Below are 20,969 nucleotides of genomic sequence, written 5' to 3'. Positions count from 1 at the left end.
GTGCCGCTTTATGCCTATAAGGGCCGCAACGCGCGCGGCGAGCTGATGCAGGGCGTGCTGGAGGGCGCCGACAGCGGCGCCGTGGCCGACCAGCTGTTCAATACGGGCGTGACGCCGATCGACATCAGCGTCACAAAAAAGGCCGCCGCGGCGGGCGAGAACGGCGACGCCTGGTGGCTCAAGCTGCTGGAAAAGAAGGTGACGCCGATGGATGTGCAGCTGTTCAGCCGCCAGCTGTACACGCTGCTCAAGGCCGGCGTGCCCATCATGCGCGGGCTGGCCGGCTTGCAGGAATCGGCCGTCAGCAAGGCGTTCGGGCGCGTCATCAAGGACATGCGCGAATCGCTCGATTCGGGCCGCGAGCTGTCGGCCGCCATGCGCCGCCATCCCACCGTGTTTTCGCCGTTCTACCTGTCCATGGTGCGGGTGGGGGAAATGACGGGCCGGCTGGAGGAAGTGTTCCTGCGCCTGTTCGACCACATGGAATTCGACCGCGACATGCGTGAGCGGGTCAAGACGGCCATGCGCTACCCGACCTTCGTGGTGGTGGCCATGGTGGCGGCCATGACGATCGTAAACATTTTCGTCATTCCCGCCTTCATCAAGGTATTCGAGTCGTTCCACGCCGAATTGCCGCTGATGACGCGCATCCTGATCGGCAGTTCCAACTTCACGGTGCACTACTGGCCGCTGCTGCTGGCAGCCGTGGTGGGCGCCGCTTTCGGCTTCCGTTCATGGATCGCTACGGCCAAGGGGCGCTACCAGTGGGACAAGTTCAAGCTGCGGGTGCCGGTGGCCGGCAAGATCATCCTCAAGGGCACCATGGCCCGCTTTGCCCGCAGCTTTGCGCTGTCGGCCCGTAGCGGCGTGCCCATCGTGCAGGGCTTGACGGTGGTGGCGCAGACGGTGGACAACGCCTATCTGGCGGCGCGCGTGGAGCAGATGCGCGACGGCGTCGAGCGCGGCGACAGCATCCTGCGCACGGCGGCGGCGGCCGGCGTATTCACGCCCGTGGTGCTGCAGATGATCGCCGTGGGCGAGGAGACGGGTTCGCTGGACGACCTGATGGACGAGATCGCGCAGATGTACGAGCGCGAAGTCGATTATGAATTGAAGACGCTGTCGGCCCAGATCGAACCCATCCTCATCACCTTCCTTGGCGCGCTGGTGCTGGTGCTGGCGCTGGGCATCTTCCTGCCGATCTGGGATCTGGGCAAGGTCGCCTTGCACAAATGAAGACACTGCCGCCTGTGGGGCGCATGCAACGGTGGCGGCAGGGCGGCGCCAGCCGCTTCGAGTTCGCCGTGGCGGTGGCCATCCTGGCCATCCTGGCCGGCGTGCTGCTGGAACGGGTGGCGTTTTATCAGGATCAGGCGGAGATGGTCGCGGTGCAGCAGGTGGTGGCCGATATCCGCACCGCACTGGAAGTCAAGACGTCGCAGGCGCAATTGCCGGGGCGTGGCGTAGATTTGGCCGCGCTGGCGGAGCAGAATCCGGTCGCGTTATTGGACCGCAAACCGGCCAATTATCTGGGCGAATATTTCCTGCCCAACGAGGCGGAATTGCCGCATGGCAACTGGTACTTTGAGCGACATGACAAGACATTGATTTATTTGTTAAATAATCGCGAAAGTTTTAGAAATGCTCCCATGAAACCCTTGAAATTCAAGGTAAAATTGTTGCGCTTGCCCACAAATGTCGCCAAGCCGTCAGGAGCATCTGAAACTGCAGGTGTGACCTTTGAGCAAGTGAATGACTAGCGCCGCCTAACCCGCTGCCGCGCACGGTTCCTTGTGAACATTCTGATTTGTATGGCGATTTGGAGAAGTGAATGAATAAGCAAGCAAAGTACACCGTTCGTCAATCGGCACAGGCTGGTTTCACCCTGATCGAACTGATCGTCGTGATCGTTATCCTGGGCATTTTGGCGGCGACGGCCTTGCCGAAATTTGCCAGCCTGGGCGGCGATGCCCGCAAGGCGGCGCTGAGTGCGGCGCAAGGCGCGCTGGCGACGGAAGTGGCGATGGTGCATGGGCAGTCCTTGCTGAAGCCGTCTGACACCAGTGTGACGAACGAAGGAATTACAATCCCCATTGTCTTCGGGTACCCGGAAGGCAAGAATGCGACGACGGCGGCCGCCGCCGGCCTGACGACTGCCGATTACACGATGACGGATAATCAAACCGCAAGCGACGTGGCCGCTTCCGGCAACGTTCCACCCATCCCGGCCAATGGTTTTGTTATCGTTCCTAAAGGGCTTGCTGGTACTGCTGCTGCGTTGACTTGCTTCGTTTCGTATAAACAGGCGACGAATGCCACTACGCCTGCCGTGATTGTGAAGACCGACACCGGTTGCCAATAATCGCCAGCCTGCGGCTGCCCGTTCATTGTGCTGCCTGCTCACACCCGGCCCTGGACAGGCGCTTGCGCCGGACAGCGCCGGGCCACCGCCGGCTTCACCATCGTTGAACTGATCACGGTGCTGGTGGTGATGGGCATCCTGGGTGCCGTCGCCGTCGCCCGATTCTTCGACAACGGCCCGATCCAGGCGCGCGAGTTTGCCGACCAGGCCAAGGCCGTCATCCGCTACGGGCAAAAGCTGGCCATTGCCCAGAACCGCCCCATCTATGTCAGCGCCACCGGCGACCGTTTTGCCCTGTGCACGCAGCCCGCGTGCGCGGCGGGCAATCTCGTGACTGCGCCGGCGGGCAACAACAGCGGCACGACCGTCACCAAGGTCCAGTGCCAGACCGGCGGCAGCTACGTCTCGACCTGGATGTGCGAAGGCAAACCGGACGGCCTCACCGTGGCCAGCAACCGCGCCGCCGAAGTGGGCGCGAACGGCATGTTCTTCTTCGACGCCATGGGACGCCCCTACAACGCGGCCGACGCCACCAATCCGCTGGGAACGGCATCCACCTTCACCACGCCGCTGACCGTTACGTTCGGCGCCGGCGCCACCACCGTCAACGTTACGGTGGAAGCGGAAACGGGTTATGTCCACTAAGCCACCCATCCGGCAGCGGGGCCTGAGCCTGATCGAACTGGTGATGTTCATGGTCATCATGGGCGTGGCCGCCGTCACCGTGTTGCAGTTGCTGAATTTGTCGACCAAGGCCAGCGCCGAGCCGGCCCGCCGCAAGCAGGCGCTGCTGCTGGCCGAGGCGCTGATGGAGGAGGTGCAGCAAGCCCGCTTCACCTTCTGCGACCCGTCCGATGCCAACGCTGCCACCGCCACCAGCGCCACCGTCGGCGCGACCGGCTGCGCCACCACGGTGGAAGACTTTGGCCCGGAAGCAGGCGAAACGCGCCCCTACAACAACGTCAACGATTACGTGACCGCGTCCGGCGTGCCCCAGGAATCGTTCCTGAGCGGCGGTGTGCTGGCCGACGCGGCCGGCCAGCCGATGGGCGGCGCGGGCACGCCGCTGACCGGCTTCAAGGCCACGGTTCTCATGGAACCGGCCACGCTGGGCCCGGCCGGCATGGCGGTGGCGGCCGGCGCCGGCCCGACCGGGATGGAGGCGCTGCACATCACCATCGACATCGACTATGGCAACGGCAAGGTGACGCTGGACGGCTATCGCACGCGCTATGCGCCGAGGACGATAGACTGATGATGATCCGCCTCCCCACATCGCGCCCGCGCGGCTTTACGCTGGTGGAAATGATCGTCGTCATGGTGATCACGAGCATCCTGGCCGGGGTGATGGTGCTGTTCATCCGCCGTCCCGTGCAGAATTATGTGGACGCGGCAGGCCGCGCCGAAATGAGCGACGTGGCCGACCTGGCACTGCGCCGGATCACGCGCGAACTGCACAGCGCCTTGCCCAACAGCGTGCGCGTGCTGGTGACGGGCAGCGTGGTGCTGCTGGAATTCATCCCCACCAAGGCGGCCGGCACTTACTTGTCGGTGGACGACAACGCGGGCGGCCCGGCGCTCGATTTCCAGGACCCGTCCAAGCTGAGCTTTACCGTGGTGGGCGAGATGCCGGCCTTCCCGTACAACATCGTGGCCGACGACTATATCGTGGTCTATAACCTGGGCCAGGATTACGTGACGGCCGACGCCTACGCCGGCAGCAACCGCGCGCAAGTGAGTGTCACGCCGCCGGCCAATGTGGTGACGTTGAAAACCAACCCTTTCGCCAACCCCAGCAATGGCATCCCGAACACATCGCCCACGCAGCGCTTCAGCGTGGCCACGCAGCCCGTCACGTTCCGCTGCGCGCCGGCCGGCGGCGGCATGCAGCTGACCCGTTACTGGAACTATCAATTCAATGCCAGCCAGACCGATCCGGCCACCATGGCCGATCCGCCGGGGCAGACCATCCAGCACGCCATCCTGGCCAGCAACGTGGCCGGCTGCAATTTCTCGTACACCGAGCTGCAGAACGTGCATAGCGGGCTGGTCGGGATCACCCTGATCGTGGGCCGCGCCGACAGCACGGAAACGGTGACGCTGGCGCACCAGGCCAGCGTGGAGAACACACCTTGATCCATCCAAACTATCCGCGCATCCGGGCCATGCGGCGGGCGGCCGGCATCGGCATCGTCACGGCCATTTTCTTGCTGGTGGCGCTGGCCGGACTGGGCGTGGCCATCGTGTCGGTGGTAACGTCGCAGCAGGCCAGCGCCACCCAGGACCAGCAGGGCGCGCGGGCCTACCAGGCGGCGCGGGCCGGCATGGAATGGGCATTGTGGCGGGCCTTGCGCAGCGGCGCCGGTGCCGGACCATCCGCCAGCCTCGGCTGCCCCAAGGCGGCAGGCTTGGATTACACCTTTACCTTTCCAGCCAATACCACCCTGTCGGCCTTCAGCGTGACGATCACCTGCGGCGCCAACGCGGGCTTGGCGGGTGGGGTCGAACACTTCTGGATACGGGCCACGGCCTGCAACGAGCCGGGTGCCAGCGGTTGTCCCAACGCGAGCAAGGGGCCCGATTACGCTCAGCGCGTGGTGGAGGCGCAGCTTTAATGGTAGCCAGCGTCAAAAAGCGGATGTTTTTGGGGATGGAATGCAACAATCTCCCAATTTTTCCATGTGACTTGAATATAATCAAACAATTAGCGCGTGCATTCTGCGGCTTGCTAAACACATAGATTGCCGGCATGGGTTTCTTTTCTAAAGCAAAAAAAAATGATGGCTGGCTGACGCTGTCTTTCCTCAGCGACGGCATTTGCGCGGGCAGCGTCAAGCGTGTGCGCGATGGCAAGGCGACGGTGGAGGTGGCGGCATTCTTTCCCGCCCAGCCCAGCCGTTCGGCCGAAGTGCTGGAGCGGGCAGGGCGCGAATTGCACGCGGGCCGCATGCAGTGCGGTACCTTGCTGGGCGGCGGCGAGTACCAGTTGCTGACGGTGGAAGCGCCCAACGTCCCGCCGGAGGAATTGAAAACGGCCGTGCGCTGGCGCCTGAAGGATATGCTCGATTTCCATATCGACGACGCCACCATCGACGTGCTCGACATTCCCATCGACACTGCCGGTGCCTCGCGCGGCCACTCCATGTTTGCCATTGCCGCCCGCAACAGCCTGATCCAGTCGTGCCAGGAGCTGTTCAGCGCGGCGAAAATCCCGTTGACCGTGATCGATATTCCCGAAATGGCGCAGCGGAATATTTCCGCCGTGCTGGAAGCGCCCGGGCGCGGGCTGGCGATGCTGTCCTTCCATGACGACGGCGGCCTGCTGACCATTACCTTCAAGGGCGAGCTGTACCTGGCGCGCCGGATCGAGGTGACCTTGCCGCAGCTGCTGGAACCGGATACGGACAAGCAGCACGCCTGCTTCGACAAGATCACGCTGGAACTGCAACGCTCGCTTGACCATTTCGACCGCCAGTACAACTATGTGAGCGTCTCCAAGCTGCTGCTGGCGCCCACCGGGGCGGAGGGCTTGCATGAGCATCTGGCCAGCAACCTGTACATGCCGGTCGAGGCGATGGAGCTGGGTGACGTGTTCGACCTGGGCAAGACGCCGGAATTGCAGGATGCGGCCCAACAGCAGCGCTTCTTCCTGACGCTGGGCGCCGCCCTGCGCTTTGAGGAGGTGGCCCTGTGAGCCAGCAGATCAACCTGTTCAACCCCATCTTCCTGAAACAGAAGAAGGTGTTCGGCGCCGTTCCCATGCTTGAGTCATTGGCCCTGATCCTGGCCGGCACGGTCGCGTTGACGTGGTACGCCTCCTACAAGGTCGGCCAGCTCGAGCGCAGCGCCGCCGCTGGCAAGGCCGTGCTGGCCGCGCGCGAAGTGATGTTGACCAAGGCCGTGGCACAGTTCGCGCCCCGTCCGAAAAGCGCGGCCGTGGCCGCCGGCATCGCCGAGGCGGATGCGCGGCTGCTGGCCCTGCATGAAGTGGAAGGCGTGCTGCGCAGCGGCGCGCTGGGCGACCGCAGCGGCTATGCGGAATATTTCCGCGCCTTTGCGCGCCAGAACGTGAACGGCCTGTGGCTGACGGGACTGACGATAGACGGTGCCGGCAATGGCATCGGGCTGCAAGGCAAGGCCATGCAGCCGACGCTGATCCCCAACTACATCGCGCGCCTGACGACGGAAAAGATCATGCATGGCCGCACCTTTGCCAGCCTGCAGATCGCACGGCCGGGCGCTGCGGCGGCGGCCGGGGGCGGCGCCGGTGCGCCGGCGCCAGTGCCGGTGGCCGGTTCCGGTTCAGGTACTGCGGCCCCGGCTGGCGGCCAGGCGGGGGCCATGTCGCCCTATGTGGAATTCAGTTTGCAATCGGCCATGCCGGAGGCCGCCAAATGAAGCAATTATGGACCCGGCTGTGTACCCGCCTCGATGCCATGACCTTGCGCGAGCGGGGGATGGTGTTCGCGGCCGTTGCCGCCAGCATTGTTTTCCTCGCTTATACCATGGTGCTGGAGCCGCTGCTGGCGCGGCAGAAGGTGTTGCTGTCGCAGATACACCAGCAGCAGAACCAGATCACCGGCATCGACCGCGAGATCGCGCAGATGGCGGCCGCCTTCGTCGTCGATCCCGATGCGGAGGCCCGCGTGCATCTGGCGGCGCTGCAAAAGCAGATCATCGACGGCGGCGCTGCCTTGCAGAACATGCAGAAGGGCCTGGTGGCGCCGGAAAAGGTGGCGCCGCTGCTGGAACATATCCTGCGCGGCAATGGCAAACTGCGCCTGCTTTCCATGAAGACCTTGCCGGTGAGCGGACTGAGCGAGTCCAGGCTGGATGGCGGCGGACTGGGGCAAGGGGCGGCTTCCGGGCCGTCGCTGTCCGTCGTGGCCGGACCTGCCGCGACCGGTGCTGCGCCTGTCGGTGCTGCCGCCGCACCCGCCGCTTCCGTTGGCGGCGCTACGGCACAACCGGGCGGCGCGGCAGCTTCTCCGCCGGCCTTGCCCAAGCCGCGCGAACTGCTGTACCGCCATGGGGTGGAAATCGTACTGCAAGGGAGCTATCTCGACATGATCCAGTACATGGATGCACTGCAAGCCTTGCCTAACCAGCTGTTCTGGGGCAAGGCCAGGCTGGACGCCGGCCAGTATCCCGATTCACGCCTGACCCTGACCTTGTACACCCTGAGCCTGGATACGAAATGGATGACATTGTGATGCGCCCGTCCTTGGCGCGCCTCGCCCGGTGGGGCCTGGCGGCAGCCTTGCTGGCGGCACTGCCCGTACGTGCCCAGGTGCTGGCCGACCCCACCATGCCGCCGCCGGAGGCCCGGCAGGTACAGGGCATGGCGCCTGCGCCCGTGAGCAAGGGGCCGCAACTGCAATCGGTGCTGGTGGGCAGCAACGGCCGGCAAGTGGCCGTGATCGACGGCCAGACCGTGCGGCGCGGCGAGAAGGTGGACGGCGCCTTGCTGGTCAAGGTCGACAAGAACCACGCGGTGCTGCGGCGTGGCGGCCAGACCCAGGTGCTGACGCTGTACCCCGACAGTGCGCAGGACCGTACGCAGACCGGTACGCAGACCCGTACGCAGACCCATACGCAGGACAAGGCGGACCAGGCGGAGATGCCGCGCCCGACGAAAGCGCGTCAGGCCGACCTGCGGCACCCGACCAAACAGCCAGCGAATGATGACCGAGATTGACTATGCATAAATTATTGATCGTGCCGACCGTAGCGCTGGCCCTGGCCGGCTGCGCCACCCAGTCCCCCCGCGACACTTACGACAAGATCGGCGCCGAACTGACTTCGGCCGCCGCCAGGCCGGCCGCGCCGGCCCAGAACGACGCGGTGGCCAGCGCCTTGCTGCCGCCCGCGGCGCAACTGGCCGAGCAACTGCCCAAGTCGCGCACGGTGCTCGAGGAGCGCTTCAACGTGGCCTTCAACAACGTGCCGGTGCAGCAGTTCTTCAATTCGCTGGTGGCGGGCACCCGTTACAACATGCTGATCGACCCTAACGTGAGCGGCACCATCACGGCCAACCTGAAGGACGTGACCCTGTTCGAGGCGCTCGACGCCGTGCGCGAGCTGTATGGCTACGACTACAAGGTCGATGGCAGCCGCATCTACATCCGTCCGCTGACGATGCAGACCCGCATGTTCCGCGTGCAATACCTGGACGTCAAGCGCAAGGGCAGTTCCAACCTGCGCGTGACATCGACCTCGGTCGCCAACGCCGGCACCAGCAACAGCGGCGGCCAGAACAACCAGGGCAGCCAGAACAACCAGGGCAACGACAACAACAATGCCAACGATCCGTCCAATCCGTCCGGCGGCAGCCAGCGCCAGCGCGACGCGAGCAACGTCAGCACCTCGACCGCGAACGATTTCTGGGGCGACCTGAAGGCGGCGCTGGAAGCCATCATCCCTGTGGGCAAGGACGGCCGTAACGTCGTCATCAGTCCGCAATCGGGCGTGCTGGTGATCCGGGCCATGCCGGAAGAGTTGCGCAATGTGGACCTGTACCTGAAGGCCACCCAGCTGTCCGTGGACCGCCAGGTGATCCTGGAAGCGAAGATCCTGGAAGTGGAACTGAACAGCGGCTTCCAGACCGGCATCAACTGGGCCGGCTTCGCCAACTTCCGTGACGGGCATGGCAACAACAAGCTGTCGGGCGGCTTCCTGACGCCGGGCACCTCGCTCAATCCGCTCAATTCGCCGCAGACGGCCATTTCCAGCAACGGCAAGGGCGGCATCACGGCCACCACCGGCGTGTCGCTGGGCAGCGCGGCCGACGCGGCCGGCTCCCTGTTCGGCCTGGCGTTCCAGACCAGTAATTTCGCGGCCCTGATTTCCTTCCTGGAATCGCAAGGGACGGTGCATGTGCTGTCCAGCCCGCGCATCGCCACCCTGAACAACCAGAAGGCCGTGCTGAAGATCGGCACGGATGAATTCTTCGTCACCGGCGTCAGCACCACTACCACCACCAACGGCACGGGCAGTGGCGTGGTGTCGCCCAGCGTGACGCTGCAACCGTTCTTCTCCGGCGTGGTGCTGGACGTGACGCCGCAGATCGACGACCACGGCAACGTGACGCTGCATGTGCACCCCTCCGTGAGCCAGGTGTCGACCGTGAACAAGGGCATCAACCTGGGCACGGCGGGCAACCTGAGCCTGCCGCTGGCGGCCTCGTCCACGTCGGAGATGGACAGCATGGTGCGCGGCCAGGATGGCCGTGTGGTGGCCATTGGCGGCCTGATGCGCCAGGCCACCACCATGGACCGTTCGCAGGTGCCGGGCGTGGGCAATGTGCCGGTGCTGGGCGCGTTGTTCCGCAACACCAGCGACGTAATGCAGAAGCGCGAGCTGGTGGTGCTGATCAAGCCCACCATCGTGGCCGAGGGCAGCGACTGGAACGAGGACTTGCTGGAAACGGGCCGCCGCATCAAGGAGCTCGACCCGCGCGGCCTGAAGGAGCGCAGCCGATGATGTACCTGCAGCACTTCGGCCTGAAGGAGGCGCCGTTCGGCATCACGCCCGACACCAGCTTCTTCTTCACCAGCCCCCATTCGCAGGAGGCGCTCAACACCTTGCTGGTGGCGGCCCAGAGCGGGGAAGGCTTCATCAAGATCACGGGCGAAGTCGGCACGGGGAAGACGCTGCTGTGCCGTAAGTTCATCACGACGCTGGGCGACGATTTCGTCACGGCCTATATTCCCAATCCCTATCTCGAGCCGCGCTCGCTGATGCTGGCCCTGGCCGACGAACTGTCGCTGACGCTGGCGCGCGATGTGGACCAGCACCAACTGCTCAAGGCGATCACGTCGCGCCTGATGGAGCTGGCGGCGCAGGACAAGCGCGTGCTGCTGTGCCTGGACGAGGCGCAGGCGATTCCGCTGGAAAGCCTGGAGGCCTTGCGCCTGCTGACCAACCTGGAGACGGAAAAGCGCAAGCTGTTGCAGATCGTGCTGTTTGGCCAGCCGGAACTGAACAAGCATCTGGAACGCGATTCGATCCGCCAGCTGGCGCAGCGCATCACGTTCCACTACCACCTGGGGCCGCTCACGCGCGACGACATGGAGTATTACCTGGCGCACCGTTTGCGGGTGGCGGGCTTTACCGGTAGCCGCCTGTTCAGCCGCGGCGCCATCGGGGGGCTGTTCCGCGCCAGCGGCGGCATTCCCCGGCTGATCAACATCATGGCGCACAAGTCGCTGATGCTGTGCTACGGCCAGGGCAAGCAGCAGGTGGCGCGACGCCATGTGCAGCTGGCGGCCGCCGATACGATAGGCGTGCGCCGCATGCGCTGGCCGTGGCTGGTCCTGGTCGGCACCGGCCTGCTGGCCGCCGCCTGTGGCTTGACGTGGGCGCTGACCAAATGAGCCTGATTAACAAAATGTTGCAAGACCTGGATGCGCGCGGCGGCAAGCCCGCTGCGGCGGCTGGCCAGCAGGCAGTGCGTCCGGTGGCCGTGCCGCAACGGCAGATGCGGCCCGTGCTGCTGGGCGTTGCGGCCGTGACCGTCGGGGCGCTGATGGCCGGCGGCTGGTACGGCTGGCACTATTTCGACAGCCATACCGTCAGGACACGCCCGGGACCGGCGATGGTGGTGGTGCCGCCCGTGCCTGCGGTTGCGCCGGTGGTGGCTTCGGCGTCTGCTGCTGCGGTGGCCCCGGCGTCTGCTGCTACGGCGGCCCCGGCGTCTACCGCTGCGGTGGCCCCGGTGTCTGTGGCTGCGGTGGTGCCGGCGTCCGCGCCTGCGCTGGCCTCGGCATCCGCGCCTGCGGTTGCGCCTGTGACGGTCGCTGCGCCAGCGAGGGCGTCAACATCCGTGTCTGATTCGCCGCGGACACCTGGCCCCGTGCCGGCGTCGGCTGTCATGGCCGGCGGCCAAGCGGTAGCGTTTTCTTCCGACGAAGAGGATGACAGCCGCCCCGCGCGTCACGCGCACAGGCACCGGCATGCGCGCGAGGTCGCCGAGCGTGCCAAGGTCAATGGGGCTGATGCCGCCGAGCACGCCAAAGCCGGCGGCGGTGGCGCTGCCAAGCGCGCCAAGGTTGATGCAGGCGCCGCCAAGCGCGCCAAGGTCGATGGTGCTGGCGCCGCCTTGGCTGGCCGTGGCCAGCAAGCGGAAGCGCGCGCCAAGGCGGCCGATCGGGCTGGGGACAGCCAGGCCGGCGGCGTCGTGCGCGACCTTGGTCCGGCCCAGCAGTCCGAGAACCGTTACCGACAGGGACTGCGGGCATTGCAGGATGGCCGGGTGTCGGAAGCGGTGGCTCAGCTGCAGCGTGCCGTCGAGATCGATCCGCACCATGAGGCGGCCCGCCAGACGCTGGTGACCTTGCTGATCGAGAACCATTGGAACGACGAGGCCGCGCAACAGCTGCGGGACGCGCTGGCGCTGAACCCGCGGCAGCCCGGCATGGCCATGCTGCTGGCCCGTTTGCAGCTGGAGAATGGCGGTCCGGCGCTGGACACCTTGATGCGCACCTTGCCCTATGCAGGCGACAACGCTGAATATCAGGGATTCGTGGCAGCGGTGCTGCAACGGGCGCAGCGTCATGGGGAAGCGCTCGATCACTACCAGGCCGCCTTGAAACTGGCGCCGCAAAAAGGCGTGTGGTGGATGGGGCTGGGTATTTCCCTGCAGGCCGAGAAGCGCCTGCCGGAGGCGCGCGTCGCCTACAACCGGGCCAAGGGCGCGAGCGGCATGACGCCGGAATTGCAGGCCTTCGTGGACCGCAAGCTGGAGGCCCTGGGACGCTGAAGAGGCGCCGGCCGCGTTACAGGCTGGCCTGCACGCCCCAGATCTGTTTCATGCTGAAACGCACGTCCGCCTCGTCCTCGCTCAGCGCGGCGGCGATGGCGCAGTCGGCGTCCTCCGTGCTGCGCGGTGCGGCCGGGGTGAACGCAATACCGGCCGGATCGCGCAGGCTGGTCACACCCAGGCTGCCATTGCCAGCCAGCCGTTGCCGCACGACGCCGATTTCCCCATTCTGCAGGCGTACCAGGCAGCCGGGCGGATAGCTGCCCAGCGCGCGCGCAAAATGTGCAGCCAATTCCGCATCGACGGGAATGGCGGGGTCTTCCAGCACGGCCCGCAACGCCTTGTCCGGCAGGGTGGAGCAGCGGTAGTTACGGGCCGACACCTGGGCGCAATAGCGGTCTGCCAGACTGAGCAGCTTGGCGTTCTGGGTCACGCCGGGCCGGGCCACGCCGGCCGGATAGCCGCTGCCGTCATCGTTTTCGTGGTGCAGCAGCACGCACGAGATCCATTCCTCGTCCTGCACCCCGGCGCACTTGAGCAGGTCGGCGCTGTCTTCCGGGTGGCGCCGGACGATGGCGATTTCCTCGCGCGTGAGCGGCATGCGTTTGTTCTGGAAGGTGTCGTGATGGCGCAGCATGCCCACGTTCATGGTGAGGGCGGCGGCAGTCACGGTCAGCAGTTCGGTGGCGGGCTTGCCCATGCCACGCGCCACCGCCACCACAACCACGGCCGTCTCGATGCAATGGCGCACGGCATAGGTGCCGGCGATCTGGGCCAGGAAAATGCAGGCCAGGGCGATGTCGGCGTTCAGTTCGACGGCGGCGATGACGTCGCGCGCGATGTCGCGCAATTCCGCCTCCGCGTTGTGCTCGTTGCGCAGGTCGCGCAGCAGCCGTTCCAGCCGGCGGTTGCACTGGTTAAGCTGGTGCAGCACGGACGGCGGCGGCTCTTCCTCGGCGAACAGACCGGCGTCGATCAGCGTGTGCAGCTGCTTGTTGTCGGACGCGATCTGGCCCTTGTGCAGCAGCGGGCGGCCGCCCGAGTCGGCGCCGAACAAATCCCACCGCAGCGGTTCGCCCAACACCAGATCCTTGAGGGTAATGCGACGTTGCACCATGATCTTTCCCGTCCTGCTGGCTTGCCTGGGCCCGCTTGGGGACCGGCAGGCTATATTTTTAGATGCTGGTCAATCGCTGCAAGGCGAGTGCCAGGGTCTCCTCTTGCTTGGCAAAGCAGAAGCGGACGATGCCCGACTCCTGGCCTTGCTGGTAGAACGCCGATACCGGGATCGCCGCCACCTTGATGTCGCTCGTCAGCCATTCGGCGAACTGCGCCTCCGGCAGCGACGAAATGCGCTCATAACGCACGCATTGGAAATAGGTGCCGTCGGCCGGCAGCAGTTCGAAGCGGCTGCCTTTCAAACCGTCGCGGAACAGGTCGCGCTTGCGCTGGTAGAACGCAGGCAGTTGCCGGTAAGGCGACGGATCGGCCATGTAGCCGGCCAGGCCGTGCTGCATGGGTGTATTAACGCTGAACACGTTGTATTGGTGGACCTTGCGAAACTCGGCGCTCAGGGCGGCCGGGGCGGCCACGTAGCCCACCTTCCAGCCCGTGACGTGGTAAGTCTTGCCGAAGCTGGAGACGACGAAGCTGCGCGCCGCCAGTTCCGGATAGCGGCAGATCGATTCGTGACGCTGGCCGTCGTAGACCATGTGTTCGTACACTTCGTCCGACAATATCAGCACGTCCGTGCCGCGCACGATGTCGGCCAGGGCCTGCAGATCGGCCGCGCGCAACACGCTGCCGGTGGGGTTGTGCGGGCTGTTGATGACGATGAGCCGGGTGCGCGGCGTGACGGCTGCGCCCACCCGGTCCCAGGGCACGCTGTAGCCGTTAGCGCCCACCGTCATCTGCACCATCACGGGTACGCCGCCGGCCAGTTCGATGGCGGGCAGGTAGCTGTCGTAGGCTGGCTCGATGACGATCACTTCGTCGCCCGGGTGGACGCAGCACAGGATGGCCGTGGTCAGCGCCTCGGTGGCGCCGGCCGTGACGGTGATTTCCGTGTTGGCGTCGTAGCGGTGGCCGTAGATGGCGGCGACCTTGTCGACGATGGCGCCGCGCAGCGCAGGCAGGCCCGTCATCATGGGGTACTGGTTGTGGCCGCTGCGCATGGCTTCCGTCACCAGGTCCACCAGCCGGGGTTCGCAGGCGAAGTCGGGGAAGCCCTGGCCCAGGTTGACCGCGCCCGACTCCGCCGCCAGCTGCGACATGCGGGTAAACACCGTGGTGCCCACATAGGGCAAACGGCTGGTCAGGATGGGCGTGACGGGCGGATGTTGCGGCTGGTTCATGGCGGCATGCAAGTGAATAGTCCAGTGTTTATTCTAGCGCACGGCACCGGGTCGCGTGTTGCCAAAAAGCCGGGGCGGCGCGGGGTGGAGCACTGGCAGTATCAGCCTTCCAGCGACCACGCTTCCGGCACCATCACGCGGAACATGCCGGCCTTGGTCAGGCGGCGCGCCAGCTTGAGCAGGGCCTTGTCCTTGGTGATGAGGATGTCGGCCTGGGCGTCGCGGGCCAGTTCCAGGAACTTCTGGTCGTCGCGGTCGGTGCAAACGGGCAGGCGCACGCCGGAGACGGGCGGGGCCACTACCTTGATCAGGGCATCGAAGCGGGCCGCGCTCACGGGGCGGCTGGTCTCGTCGAGCGGCAAGTGGGGGTAGTGCAGCACCACCAGGTATTCGGCGCGGCAATCGTCGCGCGTGATCGCTTCCACGGCGCCGCTCTCGATGGCGGCCAGCAGGCCGGCCCAGCGCGGGTCGTGGAACACGAACAGGTCGAGGCAGACATTGGTGTCTAGCACGATGCGTTTCGGTGGAACAGGTATCATGTCGGCAATTCTGTAATTTAGGTTTTCTGGATATTTATGCTGATAGTGCTTTCGCCCGCCAAAAGTCTCGACCTGGAGACGCCGCCCACCACCGAACTGCAAACGACCCCCGACTTTCTCGACCACTCAGCCCAGCTGATAGCCCGCCTGCGTGAATTCTCGCCGGCCGAAGTGGGCAGCCTGATGGACATCTCCGACGCCCTGTCGCACCTGAACGTGGGCCGCTACGCCTCGTGGACGGCGGACCCGGCGGAAGGGCGGCAAGCCGTCATGGCCTTCAACGGCGACGTCTACGCCGGCTTGCAGGCCCGCACGCTCACGTCCGGCCAGCTCGATTATGCGCAGTCGCACATCCGCATCCTGTCCGGGCTGTACGGCATGCTGCGGCCGCTGGACATGATCCATCCGCACCGGCTCGAGATGGGCACGCGGCTGGCCAACCCGCGCGGCAAGGACCTGTACGCCTTCTGGGGCGACACCATCACCCACGCGCTGAACCGCACGGCCGAAGAGAAGGGCGCCAGGGCGCTGGTCAATCTGGCGTCGGAAGAATATTTCAAGTCCGTCAAGCCGCGCCAGCTGGCGATGCCGGTGGTCACGCCCCAGTTCGAGGACTGGAAGAACGGCAAGTACAAGATCATCTCGTTCTACGCCAAGCGGGCGCGGGGGCTGATGGCGCGCTACGCGGCCGTCAAGGGCATCACCGACCCCGAGCAGCTCAAGGCGTTCACGGTGGACGGCTACGCCTTCAACGCACACGACTCCGACGGCAAGACCTGGATCTTCCGCCGCCGCGTCGCCGACTAAAAAAATGGGGACGTACCCCAATTTGATGTAGGTCAAACCGGGGTACGTCCCCATTTTAGAGCCCCCGGAGCTTTAATAAATGGGGACGTACCCCATTTTTGAGCCCGGAGCTGCTGCCGCTGCGCAGCCGGACAAATAGAAAAATGGGGTACGTCCCCATTTTCAAATTGGGGTACGTCCCCATTTTTTGGGGGTTACCAGATCTTCCACCAGTGGCTCTCGGCCTTGACGCCTTCGTCCAGGAAGGCGGTCTTGGGGTAGTTGAGCTTGAGCACGCGCAGGGTGTCGTCGCGCAGCGCGGTCATGCCCATCTTGTCGTAGCCGCGGTACATGATGTACAGCGCTTCTTCAATGGCCGGCGAGTCGCGGTAGTCGCTGACGGCGCCCATGGCGCGATTGACGGCGGCCAGGTAGGCGCCACGACGGTAGTAATAACGCGCCACGTGCACTTCATACGAAGCCATCGCGTTGATCAGGTACTTCATGCGATCGATGGCGTCGGGCGTGTACTTGCTGTTGGGGAACTTGTCGACCAGCTGCTTGAAGGCGGTGAATGCTTCGCGCGTCGCTTTCGGGTCGCGCTCGGTCGGGTCCTGTTCGTAGATGAAGTTCAGGAAGCCGATCTGGTCGTTGAAGTTGATCAGGCCGCGCAGGTAGTACATGTAGTCGACGTTGGCGTGGTTCGGGTGCAGCTTGATGAAGCGCTCCACGGCCGCCAGCGCCTGGGCCTGGTCCTGGGATTTGTAATAGGCGTAGGCAATTTCCATCTGCGCCTGTTGCGCATAGGTGCCGAACGGATAGCTCGATTCCAGCTTCTCGAACAACTGAACTGCACGTTCGTAATGTTGTCCCTCGAGTTCTTCCATCGCCTCCGAGTATAATTTCGTAGCGCTCCAGCCTTTGGTCTCATCGACTTTTTCGGGCAGGAGGCCGCAGGCGGACAAACCAAGCAGAACGACAGTTGCTGCAACTACCGATAATTTTTTTTGCATAGAGTTTTGCAAGAAGCTGTTTAACCAAAGTTTTACAATAGGCTGATTATAGCCGATGGGAATGCTGTGATATTAACTCCAAAGCCGAATTCGGCCGATTCTACCCCCGATACGGAATTTGATGCCGATTTCGACGGCGAACTGCTGGCCGACGACGGCGACGACGGCCTGGCGCCGATCGAACTGGAACTGACCCCGGACGCGTGCGGCCAGCGCCTCGACAAGGTCATTTCCCACCTGGTGCCGCAATTTTCGCGCGGCCGCCTGCAAATGTGGATCACGGACGGCTTCGTCACCGTGGACGGCAAGCCGGCCCGCAGCAGCAAGGAGACCGTGTATGGCGATGAAAAGATCGTCATCCTGCCGCAACCGGCGCCGGAAGACGTGGCCTTCAAGCCGGAGCCGATCGACCTCAACATCGTGTATGAGGACGACCATCTGATGGTCATCAACAAGCCGGCCGGCCTGGTGGTCCACCCGGGCGCCGGCAACTGGTCGGGCACCTTGCTCAACGGCCTGCTGCACCACTGCCCGCAGTTGTCGGGCGTACCGCGCGCCGGCATCGTGCACCGGCTGGACAAGGATACCAGCGGCCTGATGGTGGTCGGCAAGACCCTGCCGGCCCAGACCGACCTGGTGCGCCAGCTGGCCGCCCGTACCGTCAAGCGCGAGTATTTCGCGCTGGTGTGGGGCACGCCGCGCCAGAGCGGCACCATCGACGCTTCCATGGGCCGCCATCCCAAGGACCGCATCAAGATGGCGGTGTCGACCAGCATGGGGGCCAAGCCGGCCATCACCCATTACGAATTGCTGGCCTCGGGCGAGCTGGATCGCCGTCCCGTGAGCCTGGTGCAGTGCCGCCTGGAAACGGGGCGCACCCACCAGATCCGGGTTCACATGATGTCGATCGGCTTCTCGCTGGTCGGTGACGTGATGTACGGCAAGCAGCACCTGGCCGGCATCTTCCCCCGCCAGGCGCTGCAGGCGCGACGCCTGGGCCTGGTGCATCCGGCCACGGGCAAGCAGTGCGAGTGGCTGGTGCCGCTGGCCGACGACTTCGCGGAACTGATCGCCAAGGCCGGCATCGCCGAGCCGGAACAGGTCTGATGCCGGACGCGCAACCCTGGCTGATTCCCCACTGGCCGGACGCACCGGCCGGCGTGGGGGCGCTTTCCACCACCCGCCGCGGCGGCGTCAGCCTGGCGCCGTATGACGACGGGGCCGGGGGCGGCGGACTCAATTTGGGTGTCCACGTCGACGACTTGCCCGGACACGTGCTGCAAAACCGGGCCCGGCTGCGCGCGGCCTTGCCGGCCGAGCCGGCCTGGCTGACGCAGGTGCACGGCATCGCCGTGGCCGATGCGGCGGCCGTGTCGGCGGCGCAGGCAGCGCAGAGCGTGGAAGCGGGCAGGGCAGATAGCCTGGCGCCAGAAGCCGATGCCAGCATCGCCACCGCCCCCGGCGTGGTGTGCACCGTCATGACGGCCGACTGCCTGCCCGTGCTGTTCTGCGACCGGGCCGGCACGGTGGTGGCGGCAGCCCATGCGGGCTGGCGCGGACTGGCCGGTGGGGTGCTGGGCAGCACGGTGGCGGCCATGCGGGCCGCCGGCGCAGGCGAGATTGTGGCCTGGCTGGGCCCGGCCATCGGCCCTGAACGCTTCGAGGTGGGCGCGGAGGTGCTGGCCGCCTTCCTGGCCGGTGCGGCGGACGACGCCGGCCGGCGCCAGGTACAGGCCGCGTTCCGGCCCGTGTCCGGCAGCCCCGGCAAATACCTGGCCGACATCTACGCGCTGGCGCGCCACATGCTGCGTGGCGACGGCGTGGAACGGGTGGCCGGCGGCGAATACTGCACGGTGAAGGACGCCAGCCGCTTCTATTCCTACCGGCGTGATGGCGTGACCGGCCGGCAAGCTAGCCTGGTCTGGCTCAAATGAGGGTGACGGCGACCGCTTCAGTCCGGCGCCGTGCCGCGCCCGGCGGCGGTGTTGGCCGTGTAGGCAGTGTTGCTCACGTCGGCGACCTTGGCAGTATCGGCAATCTTGGCAACATCGGCAACATCGGCAACATCGGCAACATCGGCAACATCGGCAACATCGGCGGCATCGGCCGCTTCGGCGACCTTGGCAGCATCGACCGCATCGGCCGCCATCCGGGCCGCCATCCGGGCCGCGTGGGCAGCCTGTTCCTGGGCCACGCGGCGGGCCTTGCGCTTGCGCGAGCCGGCCAGATAGAACAATATGCCCAGTGGCAAGACACAATAGAACAAAAACGTTACAATTCCAGCAACAACAGTGGGTTCCGTCAGGGCCATCAGCCCCACGACGTAAATCCATGCAACAGCGACAATCAGCATAAGCAGCCTTGGTAAGAAAATTTAACTATTTTTAGGGAATCAAACATGAATTTGCCCGATCCTCAAGTCATTGCCAACGCATGGATGTCGCACTTGCGCGACCCCGGCCAATGGCAATCCTGGTTCAAAATGGTGCCGGAGGCGGAAGCCAATCCGGTCGCCGCGATGCTCAAGGAAGTGGGCGCCGCCATCGAACCCGAAGCCATCGAGCAACTCCGTAACGAATACATGGAAAACGCGGGCGCCCTGTGGCAGCAGTTTATGTCCGGCAAACCGCCGGCCGTGGCCGACCGCCGCTTCACGACGCCAGCCTGGCAGGGCAGCGCCTTGTCCACATTCAATGCAGCATCATACCTGCTCAACGCCCGTTTCCTGACGGCCATGGCCGACGCGGTGGACGCCACGCCCCAGCAAAAGCAGAAAATCCGCTTTGCCGTGCAGCAAATCGTGGACGCCATGTCGCCCGCCAACTTCCTGGCCACCAATCCGGAAGCGCAGCAAAAGCTGATCGAGACCAAGGGCGAGAGCCTGACGCGGGGCCTGGCCAATATGCTGGCCGACATGAACAAGGGCCATATTTCCCTGTCGGATGAAACGGCGTTCGAAGTGGGCCGCAACCTGGCCACCACGCCCGGCCAGGTGGTGTATGAAAATCCGCTGTTCCAGCTGATCCAGTACACCCCGACCACGCCCACCGTGCACCAGCGCCCGCTGCTGATGGTGCCGCCATGCATCAACAAATACTACATCCTGGACTTGCAGCCGGAAAACTCGCTGGTCAAGTACGCCGTCGACCAGGGCAACACCGTGTTCCTCATTTCCTGGAGTAACCCGGATCCGTCGCTGGACAAGACCACCTGGGACCAGTATGTGGACCAGGGCGTGATCGAGGCCATCCACGTGGTGCAGGACATCTCGGGCCAGGACCAGATGAACATGCTGGGCTTCTGCGTGGGCGGCACCATCGTCTCCACGGCGCTGGCCGTGCTGGCCGCGCGCGGCGAAACGCCGGCCTCCAGCCTGACCTTGCTGACCACCTTCCTCGACTTCAGCGACACGGGCGTGCTGAGCGTGTTCGTCGACGAGAGCCAGGTGGCGTTGCGCGAAAACTCGCTCAAGGATGGCGGCCTGATGAAGGGGCGCGACCTGGCCAGTACCTTCTCCAGCCTGCGTCCGAACGACCTGGTGTGGAACTACGTGCAGTCGAACTACCTGAAGGGTAACGAGCCGCCGCCGTTCGACCTGCTGTACTGGAATTCCGACAGCACCAACCTGCCGGGCCCCATGTTCTGCTGGTATCTGCGCAATACCTACCTGGAAAACAACCTCAAGGTGCCGGGCAAGCTGGCCGTGGCCGGCGAGCAGGTTGACCTGGCAAAGATAGCCGCGCCTACCTTCATCTACGGTTCGCGCGAAGACCATATCGTGCCGTGGACGTCGGCCTACGGCTCGGTCGACATCCTCAATCCGGGCAAGGCCAAGGCCAACCGCTTTGTGCTGGGCGCATCGGGCCACATTGCCGGCGTGATCAACCCGGCATCGAAGAAGAAGCGCAGCTACTGGGTCAACGACACCCCCGTCAAGAGCGGCAAGAACGCCAAACACCTGTCGGCCGACGACTGGTTCGCGGGCGCCACGGAACACGCGGGCAGCTGGTGGCCGGAGTGGTCGCAATTCCTGGCCGACCATGGCGGCAAGGACGTGAAGGCGCCGGCCAAGCCGGGCAATGCGCGCCACAAGCCGATCGAGGCGGCACCGGGCCGTTACGTGAAGGTCAAGGCGGGCTAAAGGCCGCCATGCCG

General features: G+C 65.0%; 23 protein-coding genes. 18 read left to right on the top strand and 5 right to left on the bottom strand.

The annotated features are described in order from the left end of the window. From AC3WOS_RS19455 to AC3WOS_RS19390, 14 genes are all read left to right on the top strand, one after another. Nucleotides 1-1,236: a type II secretion system F family protein gene (locus AC3WOS_RS19455; RefSeq protein ID WP_492717715.1), complete on the top strand. Its 1,236-nt coding sequence runs from the start codon at nucleotides 1-3 to the stop codon at nucleotides 1,234-1,236. Next, complete coding sequence (locus AC3WOS_RS19450) at nucleotides 1,233-1,760, top strand: type II secretion system protein (RefSeq protein ID WP_492717713.1); 528 nt, start codon at nucleotides 1,233-1,235, stop codon at nucleotides 1,758-1,760. Before AC3WOS_RS19455 ends, AC3WOS_RS19450 begins: the two co-directional genes overlap by 4 nt. Nucleotides 1,761-1,831: 71 nt before the next feature. After that, nucleotides 1,832-2,362, top strand: coding sequence for a type II secretion system protein (locus tag AC3WOS_RS19445; protein WP_492717711.1), 531 nt, complete (start codon nucleotides 1,832-1,834; stop codon nucleotides 2,360-2,362). 27 nt (nucleotides 2,363-2,389) lie between these two features. After that, nucleotides 2,390-3,007, top strand: coding sequence for a pilus assembly FimT family protein (locus tag AC3WOS_RS19440; protein ID WP_492717709.1), 618 nt, complete (start codon nucleotides 2,390-2,392; stop codon nucleotides 3,005-3,007). Then, nucleotides 2,997-3,617 (top strand): type IV pilus modification PilV family protein, encoded by a 621-nt coding sequence (locus AC3WOS_RS19435; RefSeq protein ID WP_492717707.1) that lies wholly within the window; start codon nucleotides 2,997-2,999, stop codon nucleotides 3,615-3,617. Before AC3WOS_RS19440 ends, AC3WOS_RS19435 begins: the two co-directional genes overlap by 11 nt. Next, nucleotides 3,617-4,498, top strand: coding sequence for a prepilin-type N-terminal cleavage/methylation domain-containing protein (locus AC3WOS_RS19430; RefSeq protein WP_492717705.1), 882 nt, complete (start codon nucleotides 3,617-3,619; stop codon nucleotides 4,496-4,498). The genes AC3WOS_RS19435 and AC3WOS_RS19430 overlap by 1 nt, the downstream gene beginning before the upstream one ends. After that, on the top strand, nucleotides 4,495-4,977 hold the full coding sequence (locus AC3WOS_RS19425) for a pilus assembly PilX family protein (RefSeq protein WP_492717703.1): 483 nt from the start codon (nucleotides 4,495-4,497) through the stop codon (nucleotides 4,975-4,977). Before AC3WOS_RS19430 ends, AC3WOS_RS19425 begins: the two co-directional genes overlap by 4 nt. Nucleotides 4,978-5,111: 134 nt before the next feature. Next, nucleotides 5,112-6,056 (top strand): agglutinin biogenesis protein MshI, encoded by a 945-nt coding sequence (locus tag AC3WOS_RS19420; protein WP_492717701.1) that lies wholly within the window; start codon nucleotides 5,112-5,114, stop codon nucleotides 6,054-6,056. Continuing rightward, nucleotides 6,053-6,760 (top strand): hypothetical protein, encoded by a 708-nt coding sequence (locus AC3WOS_RS19415; protein ID WP_492717699.1) that lies wholly within the window; start codon nucleotides 6,053-6,055, stop codon nucleotides 6,758-6,760. Before AC3WOS_RS19420 ends, AC3WOS_RS19415 begins: the two co-directional genes overlap by 4 nt. Beyond that, nucleotides 6,757-7,575 (top strand): type II secretion system protein M, encoded by an 819-nt coding sequence (locus AC3WOS_RS19410; protein ID WP_492717697.1) that lies wholly within the window; start codon nucleotides 6,757-6,759, stop codon nucleotides 7,573-7,575. The genes AC3WOS_RS19415 and AC3WOS_RS19410 overlap by 4 nt, the downstream gene beginning before the upstream one ends. Next, complete coding sequence (locus tag AC3WOS_RS19405; RefSeq protein ID WP_492717695.1) at nucleotides 7,560-8,060, top strand: hypothetical protein; 501 nt, start codon at nucleotides 7,560-7,562, stop codon at nucleotides 8,058-8,060. The genes AC3WOS_RS19410 and AC3WOS_RS19405 overlap by 16 nt, the downstream gene beginning before the upstream one ends. A gap of 2 nt (nucleotides 8,061-8,062) precedes the next feature. Continuing rightward, nucleotides 8,063-9,844: a pilus (MSHA type) biogenesis protein MshL gene (gene mshL / locus AC3WOS_RS19400; RefSeq protein ID WP_492717693.1), complete on the top strand. Its 1,782-nt coding sequence runs from the start codon at nucleotides 8,063-8,065 to the stop codon at nucleotides 9,842-9,844. Further along, nucleotides 9,844-10,737, top strand: coding sequence for an ExeA family protein (locus tag AC3WOS_RS19395; protein WP_492717726.1), 894 nt, complete (start codon nucleotides 9,844-9,846; stop codon nucleotides 10,735-10,737). Before mshL ends, AC3WOS_RS19395 begins: the two co-directional genes overlap by 1 nt. Then, the gene (locus tag AC3WOS_RS19390) at nucleotides 10,734-12,122 is read left to right on the top strand and encodes a tetratricopeptide repeat protein (protein ID WP_492717691.1); all 1,389 of its coding nucleotides are present in this window, start codon (nucleotides 10,734-10,736) and stop codon (nucleotides 12,120-12,122) included. Before AC3WOS_RS19395 ends, AC3WOS_RS19390 begins: the two co-directional genes overlap by 4 nt. Before the next feature lie 16 nt (nucleotides 12,123-12,138). On the opposite strand, the gene AC3WOS_RS19385 is transcribed toward AC3WOS_RS19390, so the two are convergent. The 3 genes from AC3WOS_RS19385 to AC3WOS_RS19375 all read right to left on the bottom strand — a co-directional run bounded on the left by AC3WOS_RS19385 (nucleotide 12,139) and on the right by AC3WOS_RS19375 (nucleotide 15,015). Continuing rightward, nucleotides 12,139-13,239 (bottom strand): HD-GYP domain-containing protein, encoded by a 1,101-nt coding sequence (locus AC3WOS_RS19385; RefSeq protein WP_492717690.1) that lies wholly within the window; start codon nucleotides 13,237-13,239, stop codon nucleotides 12,139-12,141. Between the two features lie 58 nt (nucleotides 13,240-13,297). Beyond that, complete coding sequence (locus AC3WOS_RS19380; RefSeq protein ID WP_492717688.1) at nucleotides 13,298-14,476, bottom strand: pyridoxal phosphate-dependent aminotransferase; 1,179 nt, start codon at nucleotides 14,474-14,476, stop codon at nucleotides 13,298-13,300. A 101-nt stretch (nucleotides 14,477-14,577) separates the two neighbouring features. Continuing rightward, nucleotides 14,578-15,015 (bottom strand): putative toxin-antitoxin system toxin component, PIN family, encoded by a 438-nt coding sequence (locus AC3WOS_RS19375; protein ID WP_492717687.1) that lies wholly within the window; start codon nucleotides 15,013-15,015, stop codon nucleotides 14,578-14,580. A gap of 36 nt (nucleotides 15,016-15,051) precedes the next feature. Here AC3WOS_RS19375 and yaaA point away from each other — a divergent pair, with 36 nt between their 5' ends. Beyond that, complete coding sequence (gene yaaA / locus AC3WOS_RS19370) at nucleotides 15,052-15,822, top strand: peroxide stress protein YaaA (RefSeq protein ID WP_492717685.1); 771 nt, start codon at nucleotides 15,052-15,054, stop codon at nucleotides 15,820-15,822. A 194-nt stretch (nucleotides 15,823-16,016) separates the two neighbouring features. Here yaaA and AC3WOS_RS19365 read toward each other — a convergent pair whose 3' ends face one another. Next, the gene (locus tag AC3WOS_RS19365) at nucleotides 16,017-16,814 is read right to left on the bottom strand and encodes an outer membrane protein assembly factor BamD (RefSeq protein ID WP_492717684.1); all 798 of its coding nucleotides are present in this window, start codon (nucleotides 16,812-16,814) and stop codon (nucleotides 16,017-16,019) included. Between the two features lie 66 nt (nucleotides 16,815-16,880). Between AC3WOS_RS19365 and AC3WOS_RS19360 the strand changes: the two genes are divergently transcribed. After that, entirely contained in the window at nucleotides 16,881-17,921 is a 1,041-nt protein-coding gene (locus AC3WOS_RS19360; RefSeq protein ID WP_492717682.1) for an RluA family pseudouridine synthase, read from the top strand. Then, nucleotides 17,921-18,748: a peptidoglycan editing factor PgeF gene (gene pgeF / locus AC3WOS_RS19355; RefSeq protein WP_492717681.1), complete on the top strand. Its 828-nt coding sequence runs from the start codon at nucleotides 17,921-17,923 to the stop codon at nucleotides 18,746-18,748. The genes AC3WOS_RS19360 and pgeF overlap by 1 nt, the downstream gene beginning before the upstream one ends. A gap of 17 nt (nucleotides 18,749-18,765) precedes the next feature. On the opposite strand, the gene AC3WOS_RS19350 is transcribed toward pgeF, so the two are convergent. Further along, complete coding sequence (locus AC3WOS_RS19350) at nucleotides 18,766-19,167, bottom strand: hypothetical protein (protein ID WP_492717679.1); 402 nt, start codon at nucleotides 19,165-19,167, stop codon at nucleotides 18,766-18,768. Between the two features lie 45 nt (nucleotides 19,168-19,212). Here AC3WOS_RS19350 and phaC point away from each other — a divergent pair, with 45 nt between their 5' ends. Next, the gene (phaC, locus tag AC3WOS_RS19345; protein ID WP_492717677.1) at nucleotides 19,213-20,955 is read left to right on the top strand and encodes a class I poly(R)-hydroxyalkanoic acid synthase; all 1,743 of its coding nucleotides are present in this window, start codon (nucleotides 19,213-19,215) and stop codon (nucleotides 20,953-20,955) included. The last annotated feature ends 14 nt before the right edge of the window (nucleotides 20,956-20,969 follow it).

This window comes from Rugamonas sp. FW305-51 (assembly GCF_058786935.1).
Note: the sequence above shows the minus strand (reverse complement) of the source record. Positions and strands in the feature narration are given on the sequence as shown.